Origin of the sequence: Sutterella seckii (assembly GCF_009183815.1) — a bacterium.
Lineage (GTDB): Bacteria > Pseudomonadota > Gammaproteobacteria > Burkholderiales > Burkholderiaceae_F > Sutterella > Sutterella seckii.
Genome location: NZ_WEHX01000089.1, coordinates 1 through 9,933, shown reverse-complemented (window position 1 = coordinate 9,933; position 9,933 = coordinate 1). Strand labels below are relative to the sequence as shown.

The window sequence follows — 9,933 nt, the reverse complement described above, 5'->3', positions numbered from 1 at the left end:
TATTGAAGTCAACAAAAAAGTCCGTGAGTTTCACGGAATTTTTATTGGAAAACTCATTTCTAAAGAGCTTTCGTGAGGGCTTTCGACGACTTTTAGGATGCCAAGGCAGCTTGAACAAACGCCCCGCTGCTGCTGCAACAAGGCGTTCGGCGGTTTTCCGCGGGCCTCAGGCTCGGCCTCCTCCTGCCTGAGGAGGCTCATTCTACCGGCCTGCCGACCTCTCCGCGCGAACGGTGCTGCACAGCTGCATCAAAGGTTTTTCTACGGGCCAAAAAACTCTGGGTGAATCCGCCGAAGGCGGAGAGGGCAAAGCCCTCACTGAGCTTAGACTACAACCTACTTTTTAAGAACAAAATCGGCGAAAGCTCACTTGACATTCACCGGTGGTTGAAGCGTGCACGTAGTGAAGGCGTCGAAAATGCTGTCAAAGGTCAAAAGCGCGGCCGCAGAGAAAACACGCAGTCATTCCTGTCGGACGAGCAGAAGCAGCAGTTGTTGGGTTTCATCACCGATCAGCGCCCTACGGACTTTGGCATCCAGCATTCGCTATGGCAGTCATCTACCATCCGTATGCTGATTAAGACTAAGTTTGGCATTGAGGTTGCCAAATCCACATTGTGTCGCTGGCTCAACAGTGTCGGCCTCAGTTATCAGCGTCCGGTAAAGCGCTCCATTCAGCAGGACGAAACAAAAGTCTAGGAGTGGCTGAATACGACTTATCCAGCATTGGTCAAGCGAGCGGCTGCTGAAAAAGCCATCATCCTGTGGCAGGACGAGACGGCTCTCAAGCAGGATCCGAACTGGATCAGAGGTTGGGGATACCGTGGCGAAACCCCGGTGTTGCTGATAAACGGCCGTGCTCGATATGGTGCTGCAGTCATGCAGGTAGCCGTCAACAATCGCGGAAAACTGCTTTTCTCCATCCAGAGCAAAGCTGTCGACGCTGAGGATTTTCGTGATTTCCTAATCGGAATCCGCAATGAGTATGACAAGGAACGCAAGATCATTGTCGTTTGTGACAATGCCAGCATTCATAAAGCCAAAGTCGTGAAAGACTGGATCGCGGAAGATGGCAACTTCGAACTCGCCTTTATTCCGCCGTACTCACCGGAGTTGAATCCCGTGGAGGTGTTCAATCAGGTACTGAAGGTCAAGATGCGCATGGCTCCCGCCATGACGCAGGCGGAAACTCAGACCTTCGCCCAAGAACAAGCACAAGCCATGAAACAGGGTAAGGGTGCCGGCGTTCGCAAGTGTTTTGAGCGTGATACGGTGAAATACGCCACCTACCGAGAAAGCCGAAAGCATTTGAAGGATAAGGAATAAATGTTTTTATAAAGGGTGTACTCGTATACGGCCTTTATTTAGCACTTTTCGTAAACCTATTTGGTGAGACTATTAATAAAGCGAAAATTTTTCCATTTTCAACGGGCGCTCAGGCGCCCGTTTTCGCTGATGCTTTTAAACGACAGCTTCCGCAAGGAGCTGCGGAAAGAGGATTCAGTCCGCAGCATCCAAATGAAAAGAGCCATGATTCGAATATCGGAATCTTGGCTCTTTATCTTTGGGAAGACCTGATTATCTGATCAGGAAGTCGTCCTTCTTCGCGCCCTGTTCAACAGCCTGGCTCATCCAGACCGGGGTGCGGCCGCGACCGGACCAGGTCTCGCCCGTTTCCGGGTTGCGGTACTTCGGGGCAACCGGGTTGACCGGACGGATCACGCCGCCCTTCTTGGAAGGCTGGTCGGGGAAGCGGAGCTCGGTGGACTTGATCTTCAGCTGATCGATGAGCGACTGAATGTTTTCAACGGCTTCATCGTGAAGACGGGCTTCACGATCGCGAATCTGCTGACGAAGACCGTCGAGGTCGCTGATTTCTTTTTCAAACTGGGCGAAATCCATGGGAAATGCTCTCTATAAATAAAGGTTCATCAGACCTTTGGAAAAGGCCCGTGAAGAGATGGAATGATGATGGTTCAGGCAATTATTTAATCGCGCAAATCTGTTTTTTTGACGGCGCATGAATCCTGAATAACTTCATTATATGTTTTGAAATCTAATCTGTAAAGGTTTTGACCTTTAATGGCCTGATGATTCGGAGGAATGGAGATTGAAATCGAATAATGAGGGGAAAAGAAGCAGCAAAAGGGGAGGGGGAGATTCAAAATATTTTTCATCCGGAAGAAAGGAGATGCAGTTCCTCAAGCAGCATGAAGAAAGCGTTTTTTTGCTTTTCGAACAATTTGAAAAAATCGGCAAATCCGGATAATGGAATCCATTTTCCCGGATGCGGCTCCCCGCCAGCGGGCGGGAGCTCTGCCAAAAAGGAGGCGGCGCCGGAAATCCGCTTCTCCCGGAAGAGAAGCGCCTCCGCGGGCCGGACGCTTCATTTCCGGCATTAGGGAAAAGCCTCACGAAAAGCGCAAAAATCTCGGAAAAGCAGAGATGAATCTTCGCATTAGGGAGGAACTTGATGATCCAATCGACTGTTATCTAGGCCTTTCTCCCTATACTTTCAAGATTCTTTCAAAGCATAATCTCAGTCACTATCCGCGCTTTCGTCAGTATCCTCAAGGCAGACCACAGGCCCTCCGAAGGCGTTTGCTTTTCTTTCAGTCACAACAACTAAAAACAGGACAATCAAAGACATGGACAACAACAGCACACGCTACATCGCCATCGGCTCGATGCTGTTTGCACTCTTTTTCGGCGCCGGCAACCTCATTTTCCCGGCAGCCATGGGGCAGACGGCGGGCGCAAACGTTTACTGGGCGCTTCTCGGCTTCTGCATTACGGGCGTGGGCCTTCCGCTTCTCGGCATTGTCGCTGTCGGCTATTCGGGTTGCCACGATCTGCGCGAAGTGGCGAGCCGCGTGCACCCGCTCTACGGACTTTTCTATACGGTGATCTGCTACATGGCGATCGGTCCCTGCTTCGCCATTCCACGTACGGGCACGGTCTCCTTTGAAATCGCCGTCCGTCCCTTCTTCGGGGCTGACCCCTCGGCCTTTGCGCTTCCCGTCTTCCTCGCGATCTTCCTCGGAATCGCCTTCTGGCTCTCGTCGTCGCCCTCGAAGCTCGTCGACCGCATCGGCAAGTTCTTGACGCCCGCGCTTCTCGTGACGCTCGCCATTCTCATCGTCATGTCCTTCGTTTCGCCGATGGGCGACTTCCAGGCGGCGACCGGTCCCTACAAGGATCCTCTCGGTGCCGCTGTTCAGGGCGTTCTTGACGGCTACAACACGCTCGACGCCATTGCGTCGCTCGTCTTCGCCACGCTCGTGATCGGCTCGGTTCGCGAAATCGGCTTCAAGGATCCGAAGGCCGTGAGCGCGCAGGTCTGCAAGTCCGGCATCCTTGCCGGCATCCTGCTCGCGATCGTCTACATTTTCATCGCAAAGATCGGCGCGGAGAGCGTTTCCGCGATCGGCATGCAGGAAACGGGTGCTCCGGTGCTCGCTGAAAGCGCGAAGATCTTCTTCGGTAACGCGGGCGCGATGCTCCTCGCCGTGATCGTGCTTCTTGCCTGCCTCACGACGGCGGTGGGTCTGCTCACCTGTTGCGCGGCCTTCTTCCTTGAACTCACGGGCAAGCTCACCTACGTCTCCTGGGTCGGCCTCTTCACGATCATCTCGTACCTGATCGGCCTCTTCGGCCTCAAGACGATCATCGTCTCGACCATCCCGGTGCTGATGTTCATCTATCCGCCCTGCGTGGCGCTCATCGCCCTCATCTTCCTTCACAAGTTCTTCGGCGGCCGCCAGTGCGTCTACGCCTGGACGATGGGTTTCACCCTCGTGATGGCATTCGTGAACGGCCTTGAAACCGCCGGCGTCAAGATGGATGCGCTCGAAGAAGTGCTCCGCGCCTGGGTTCCCTTCCACGCTCAGGGCCTCGGCTGGATTCCCTTCGCCGTCGTGGGCTTTGTGATCGGCCTCATCTGGAAGGCTGCCCGTCCCGTGAAGGCCTGATGCGGATAATCCGTTTCAATCATTAATTTCTCAGGGCGCCTCGTCATCCTCAAATATGATCCGGCGCCCTTCTTTTCTCTATATCAATCTCAAATACCACCCGTTTTCGAACGCTTGTAAGGAGAAGAAAAATTGTCCTCAGCCGCCTCTCAAAGCCGCCTTCTGAAAACCCGTTCCCGACTCGCGATTCTTTTTTCCGCGGTGCTTCTGGGCTTCGGCTTCAATGCGGGCTTTTCGGGCGCTGCTCGGGCGGCGGAAGCTCCCGTCAACATCGGCGTCGTGCAGATTGTCGACCATGAGGCGCTCAACGACACCGTTCGCGGCATCGTCGACGGCATGGCTGAGCGCGGCTGGAAGGACGGAGAAAAAGCGCGCTTCGACCTTCAGAACGCGCACGGCGACCAGTCGACCCTGAAGAACATCGGCGATCGCTTCGTGTCTGAAGGTTCGTCCCTCATCTTCGCCGTAGCGACCCCCGCCGTGCAGAGCATGGCGAGAACGACTAAAAAGATCCCGATCGTGGGGGCGGCGGTGACGAGCTATTCGGCCGCGAAGGTCGTGAAGTCGGACGACCGTCCGGGCGGGAACGTCACGGGCGTCTCCAATATCGGACCGGTTGCCGCGCAGCTTGATCTCCTTTTGAAGCTTACGGGCGGAAAGAAGCGCGTGGGCTCGATCTACAACGCGGGCGAAATCAATTCCGTCGTGCAGATGGATCTCCTTCGCGCGGCCGCCAGGGAGCGCGGCGTGGAGCTGATTGAAGCGACCGTGTCGGGCGTGGTCGACATCCAGCAGGTCGTGCAGACGATGAAGAACAAGGTCGACGGCTTCGTCTTCCCGACCGACAACGTCGTTGTTTCCGGCATGGCCGTGATTCTGAAGACCACGGTTCCCGCGAAGCTTCCGACCGTTGCGGGGGACCTGGGGAGCGTCGCAGCGGGCTGCACCGCGGCCATGACCGTCGACTACTACAAGCTCGGACGCCAGGCGGCCGACATGGGCGCGGACATTCTTGAGGGAAAGAGAAAGCCCGCCGAAATGAAGATTGAGACGCAGGACGTGAAGCAGCCGACCATCAATGTCAGGGCGGCGAAGGCGATCGGTCTTGCCGTGCCCGAAGACCTGCTCGCCGGGGCGATCCTTTTCGAAGGGAAGTAATCTTTTTCGAAAACTAAAGAATTCAAAGCGGAGCTTCCTGAGAGAAGACTCCGCTTTGTTTTTAGAATGGCCGGGAAAACCTGTTTCCCTGGGCGGAGGATGTTGCTTGCTGAAGAACGGCCTTGCGCTCGCGGCAATGACGGCGACGCTTGCCGCAGGCGCCTTTTCGATCGACTGGATCATCTTCGACCGCGTCGACTACCTCGCGGACGTTCGGGTCGTTGACCCCGTGCGCTATTCGGGGGAGCTCATCGACGAAGGACGCTACGCCGACGCCGAGGAATACGCCGCCTTCTGGCTTTCGCTCCCGGGCGTCGCAGCGGAAGACCGGCAAGCCCGGCAGGTGGAGGCGAATCGGCTCCTTGCCCACGAGAAGCGCTCCGAGCTTTCCTATCAGGCGGCTGAGGTTGCAAAAGGCTTCCTTCTGGGCGAAAGCGAGGAGGACTACGGCCGGGCGGCGGGCGTTGCTGCGGACTTCACGCTCTACGGCGACGTCCGGGATCTGGTCCGCGAGGCGTCGCACTGGCTCTCGAACGAAGAGGTCGACCTTCTCATCGCCGCGCTCGCGGGTGCAGGCATCGGAATCACGGCGCTTTCCTTCGGGCCGCAGGCGGGGGCTTCGGGCACTGTTAAGGCGGGCCTCTCAGCACTGAAAGCCGCGAAGCGCTCGAAGCGGGTGCCGGTGAAGCTCTTCGAAGAAGCCGGCACTGTGCTCGCAGACGCCGCAAAAAGCGCGTCGAAGGCAGGAACAAAAGCAGGGACGAAGGAAGCGTCCGAGGCAGCGTTCAAAACGCTCGCCAGACTGGCGCCTCTCGGCGACCTTGCCCGCTTTACCGAAAAAGAGGGTGCCCGCGCGGGCCTTGAGGTCCTCGCACGGAGCGAGCATCTTGCCGACATTACGCGGGTGATTAAGGCCGCGGAACCGTTCGGCGAAAACGCGGCCGCCGCCTTGAGAACGCTGGGGCCCGACTTCGTGCGGGTGTCGGAAAAGCGCGGAGCCGCGGAAGTGAAGGCTGTGGCGCGCTTCGGGCCCGACGCGGTGACGAAGCTCGAGCGCGTGCCGGCGAAGACGTTTCTCAGAGACATGCGGCACCTGAAGGCCATCGCGACGGAGAGCATATACAGAGTGATCCGGCTGTGCCTTAGGACCGTCGAAATTCTCTTTTCCGTCATCACCGGCCTTATTTCGGTCGCGGGCTTTCTCTCGAGCGTGATTTCCTGGCTGCGGCGTTTCGGGAAAAGAGAAGAGGTGCGGAGCGCCTGAGCTCAGAAGCTTCACCGAAGAGTGCTCTGCAAAAGAAGCGCCGGCCTTCCCAAAGGAAGAAGCCGGCGCATCGATGAGCTGCTTAGAGAAAGAGAATTAGAGGTCTTCAATCACGAGGTAGACGGCCTTCAGAGGCCCGTGAACGCCCACCACCTTGACGAGCTCAATGTCCGCCGTGGAGCTCGGGCCCCCGACGAGGTTGATGCAGGAAGGCATGGGAATGCCCGCTGCAAAACGCTCATGGAGCTTTTTCGAGAGCAGACCGAGGCGCGGGAGAATCGCGCTCTTCTTAACGACGAAGATCGTGTTCTGCGGAAGAAGGCTCACCGAACGACCGTTCTCAACGGAAGAGAAGAGCACCATCGTGCCCGATTCGGCAAGCGCATTCTCCGCCCAGACGACGCCCGTGCGGGAAGTGGAGGCGCGTTCAGAATTCTTTCGTCCTTCAACGCTCCCCCATTCCCAGGCATTGGGTCCGATCGCATCCGTCGTGACGCCGAGGTCCTTCAAGTCTTTTTCGGCCGAAAGGAGCACTTCGCCGTCGCCGAGCTCGGCGGCAATGTCCTTCACGACTTCGGCAAGCCCGGCCGCGGTCGTGAGGCGGCAGTCGGCAAGGTTCACCGAGCCCGAGATCTCAAAGAACATTTTGAGAAGTTCATCGGGCGAAAGGTCGGCAAAGCGCGTGAGCGCATAGTCGTTCACGGGCTTCGCGGCGGGGAGCGGCTCCGTTCTCACGGGGCGGCCGAGTTTGGCGGCAAGGGCGCCCAGGAAGGCTTCGCGGTTCTTGATCATTTTTCGTCTCCTTATTTCTGATTCTTCTGGTTCCTGAGGCTCTTTTCGTGTTCGGCAAACCAGGTACGGAAGCTTTCGCCGTCGCCTTCCGGAAGGTCGCGCGCATTGGTCCAGGCCTTGATGACCTTTGGCTCAATCGGTGCGCGCCCGTTATGAATGCCGAGCTTCATCGCGGGGGCGCCCGCCTTCATCGTGAGGTTCCAGAGCCAGGGCGAGCCGTTCGCGACGCCGAAGCCCTTCATGGCGAGCTTTTCGCCGGTCGGCCGGATGCCCATTTCCACTTCCGCAATGCGGTGACGGCGGATGAGTCCTGAGAGCGGGATCTTCACCGGGCAGACCGAGTCGCAGGCGGTGCAGAGCGTGCAGACCTGCGGGAGATCGCGGAACTTTTCATAGCCGCCGATGAGCGGCGTGAGAACGGCGCCCAGAGGACCCGGATAGATCGAGCCGTACCCGTGGCCGCCCACCTCGCGGTAGCAGGGGCACGTATTCATGCAGGCGCCGCAGCGGATGCACTGGAGAATGGGGCTGAACTGCGAGGCGAGAATGTCCGAGCGCCCGTTATCGATGATGACGAGGTGGAATTCCTCGGGGCCGTCCAATTCGCCTGAACGCTTCGGAGGCGTGAGCCACGTGTTGTAGCCCGTGAGCCGCTGACCCACGGCGCTTCGCGCGAGCATGGTGATGAGGACGTCGACCTCGGCAAAGGAGGGCGCGAGGCGCTCCATGCCCATCACGGCGATGTGGGTCTTCGGCAGAGTCGTGCAGAGGCGGGCGTTGCCTTCGTTGGAAACGAGCGCCATGGAGCCCGATTCGGCAACGGCAAAGTTGCAGCCCGAGATGCCCACGTCGGCCGCGAAGAATTCGGGGCGAAGGGTCTTCCTCACGAAAAGCGTCATGTCTTCCGGCGTGTCGGAGCCCGTGTAGCCCATGGTCTTCCTGAGCGTTTCCTGAATCTGACGGCGGTCGCGGTGAATGGCCGGAACCACGACGTGCGAGGGCGGGTCCTTTGCGAGCTGAAGAAGAAATTCGCCGAGGTCGGTTTCAAGGACCGAGACGCCCGCACCCTCGAGGACGTGGTTGAGGCCGATTTCCTCGGTCACCATGGACTTCGACTTCACGACCTTCTTCGCGTTCTTCGCCTTGATGACGGAGAGGATGTAGTCGGTGGCTTCTTCCTTCGTGCGCGCGAAGAAGACGTTGCCGCCCCTCTTGTCGATTTCTTCCGAGAGCTTGTAGAGGTAGGCGTCGAGGTTTTCGAGAACGTCCTGGCGGATCTGCTCCGCACGCGCTCTCCAGCCTTCCCAGTCGCCGAGGTCGTCGACCATCTTCTGGCGGTTTCTGCCGATCAGGTCCTGGGCCTTGGCGACAGCCGCGCGCATGATCTGGTCGTGCGTCTGGCGATCGAGCCGTTCGTGGAGAGGCAGGCGGTTCGTGACGACACAGTCGTCGGGGTTTGCAACGTTGACGACGAGGGGGCGCTTGTCAACTTCGTGGTGAGTTTCAGTGGAATTCATTTTTGGACTCATTTGGGGAAAATTGGGGGATCAGCGGGACATGAGCACTTCAGCAATGTGCATGACGCGGATGGGGAGCTTTTCGCGCGCGATGCGCCCGCCGATGTTGAGAAGGCAGCTCGAATCCGCACCGATCACGTAGTCCGGGTACTGGGTCTGCATGTGCTCGACCTTTTCCGAGACGAGCGCACCCGAGATCTCGGACATCTTGACCGCGAAGGTGCCGCCGAAGCCGCAGCAGATTTCCTGGCCGGGGAAGGGAAGAAGCTCGAGGTCCTTCACGTTCTTGAGGAGCTTCAGAGGCTCCTCGCGGATGCCGAGCTTTCTGAAGAGCGAGCAGGACGGGTGGTAGACGGCGCGCCCGGGGAGCCGCGCGCCGACATCGGTGATGCCGAGTTCATTCACGATGAAGCCCGTGAGGTCGTGAATGCGGGCGGCAACTTTTTCCGCGCGCTCGGCCCATTCGGGCTCCTCGGGGAGGAATTCCCGGAAATACTTGGCGTAGGTCTTCACCGTGTAGGTGCAGGAGCCGGCCGGAGAGACGATGGGGTAGTCGTTCTCTTCAAAGGTCATGATGTTGTTCTTCATGCCGGGGATCGCCTCGCGAATCCAGCCGCTGTTGATGGCGGGCTGACCGCAGCAGCTCTGGCGCTTCGGGAAGACGATTTCGCAGCCGAGCTTCTCAAGAAGGAGAACCGAAGCGGCGGCAGCGCGGGACTTCACCGCGTCTCCGATGCAGGTGCAGAAGAAATTGACTTCCATTTTGGGATCCTTGGGGAATTTTGATTGGGGAAAGAAGAGATTCAGAAGGCAAAGAGACCGGTAATGGCGGCGAGGACGACTGCGCCCGCAATGGCGTAGCGGAGCGTCCCGGAAAGCATCTTTGAGGAGCTTTGGGCGAGCACCGCCGAGGCCGATGCGGCAATCGCGATGCTCTGCGGGGCAACCATCTTTCCGACGGTGGCGCCCGCAGCATTGGCGGCGGCAAACCAGACGGAGCTCATGCCGGCTTCGTGCGCGGCGAGAAGCTGGAGCTTCCCGAAGAGGACGTTCGAATTGACGACGCTCCCCGTTACGAAGGTGCCGAGCATCCCGAAGAGGGGCGAAATCCAGGCGAAGCGGTCGCCGGCGGCTTTATTAACAAAGGTATTTAATAGTTGACGGATGGTGCTGTGTGGCGCTTGGGGTCAGGCCGCCTGTGCATAGAGGGTACTCTCATTCGTAAAACAGG

The 9,933-nt window shown here is 58.3% G+C and carries 10 protein-coding genes; 5 read left to right on the top strand and 5 right to left on the bottom strand.

What is annotated here, in order from left to right; genetic code table 11:
- The first annotated feature begins 282 nt into the window (after positions 1-282).
- The gene (locus tag GBM95_RS09810) at positions 283-699 is read left to right on the top strand and encodes a helix-turn-helix domain-containing protein (RefSeq protein ID WP_193222655.1); all 417 of its coding nucleotides are present in this window, start codon (positions 283-285) and stop codon (positions 697-699) included.
- 27 nt (positions 700-726) lie between these two features.
- Positions 727-1,326: an IS630 family transposase gene (locus GBM95_RS09805; RefSeq protein ID WP_193222654.1), complete on the top strand. Its 600-nt coding sequence runs from the start codon at positions 727-729 to the stop codon at positions 1,324-1,326.
- A 252-nt stretch (positions 1,327-1,578) separates the two neighbouring features.
- On the opposite strand, the gene GBM95_RS09800 is transcribed toward GBM95_RS09805, so the two are convergent.
- Positions 1,579-1,902 carry an H-NS histone family protein gene (locus GBM95_RS09800; RefSeq protein ID WP_152158930.1) on the bottom strand — a complete coding sequence of 108 codons (324 nt, stop codon included), beginning with the start codon at positions 1,900-1,902 and terminating at the stop codon, positions 1,579-1,581.
- 746 nt (positions 1,903-2,648) lie between these two features.
- On the opposite strand from GBM95_RS09800, the gene brnQ reads away from it, so the two are divergent.
- From brnQ to GBM95_RS09785, 3 genes are all read left to right on the top strand, one after another.
- A complete protein-coding gene (gene brnQ / locus GBM95_RS09795) occupies positions 2,649-3,971 on the top strand; it encodes a branched-chain amino acid transport system II carrier protein (RefSeq protein ID WP_152158929.1) in 1,323 nt (440 codons plus the stop codon).
- A 132-nt stretch (positions 3,972-4,103) separates the two neighbouring features.
- Positions 4,104-5,129, top strand: coding sequence for an ABC transporter substrate-binding protein (locus GBM95_RS09790; RefSeq protein ID WP_152158928.1), 1,026 nt, complete (start codon positions 4,104-4,106; stop codon positions 5,127-5,129).
- Positions 5,130-5,235: 106 nt separating this feature from the next.
- Entirely contained in the window at positions 5,236-6,393 is a 1,158-nt protein-coding gene (locus GBM95_RS09785) for a hypothetical protein (RefSeq protein ID WP_152158927.1), read from the top strand.
- Between the two features lie 96 nt (positions 6,394-6,489).
- Here GBM95_RS09785 and GBM95_RS09780 read toward each other — a convergent pair whose 3' ends face one another.
- Genes GBM95_RS09780 through GBM95_RS09765 form a run of 4 tightly spaced genes read right to left on the bottom strand, consistent with a single transcriptional unit; the run spans position 6,490 to position 9,868 of the window.
- Entirely contained in the window at positions 6,490-7,185 is a 696-nt protein-coding gene (locus tag GBM95_RS09780; RefSeq protein ID WP_226963266.1) for a LutC/YkgG family protein, read from the bottom strand.
- Between the two features lie 11 nt (positions 7,186-7,196).
- A complete protein-coding gene (locus tag GBM95_RS09775; RefSeq protein WP_152158926.1) occupies positions 7,197-8,702 on the bottom strand; it encodes a LutB/LldF family L-lactate oxidation iron-sulfur protein in 1,506 nt (501 codons plus the stop codon).
- 30 nt (positions 8,703-8,732) lie between these two features.
- The gene (locus tag GBM95_RS09770) at positions 8,733-9,464 is read right to left on the bottom strand and encodes a (Fe-S)-binding protein (protein ID WP_152158925.1); all 732 of its coding nucleotides are present in this window, start codon (positions 9,462-9,464) and stop codon (positions 8,733-8,735) included.
- Between the two features lie 41 nt (positions 9,465-9,505).
- Positions 9,506-9,868: an L-lactate permease gene (locus GBM95_RS09765; RefSeq protein WP_152158924.1), complete on the bottom strand. Its 363-nt coding sequence runs from the start codon at positions 9,866-9,868 to the stop codon at positions 9,506-9,508.
- Positions 9,869-9,933 lie beyond the last annotated feature (65 nt).

Bases quoted from the DNA above. Each gene is read 5' to 3' on its own strand.
- GBM95_RS09780 (WP_226963266.1), bottom strand. From the start codon at position 7,185: ATGATCAAGAACCGCGAAGCCTTCCTGGGCGCCCTTGCCGCCAAACTC.
- GBM95_RS09770 (WP_152158925.1), bottom strand. From the start codon at position 9,464: ATGGAAGTCAATTTCTTCTGCACCTGCATCGGAGACGCGGTGAAGTCC.
- GBM95_RS09800 (WP_152158930.1), bottom strand. From the start codon at position 1,902: ATGGATTTCGCCCAGTTTGAAAAAGAAATCAGCGACCTCGACGGTCTT.
- GBM95_RS09775 (WP_152158926.1), bottom strand. From the start codon at position 8,702: ATGAATTCCACTGAAACTCACCACGAAGTTGACAAGCGCCCCCTCGTC.
- brnQ (WP_152158929.1), top strand. From the start codon at position 2,649: ATGGACAACAACAGCACACGCTACATCGCCATCGGCTCGATGCTGTTT.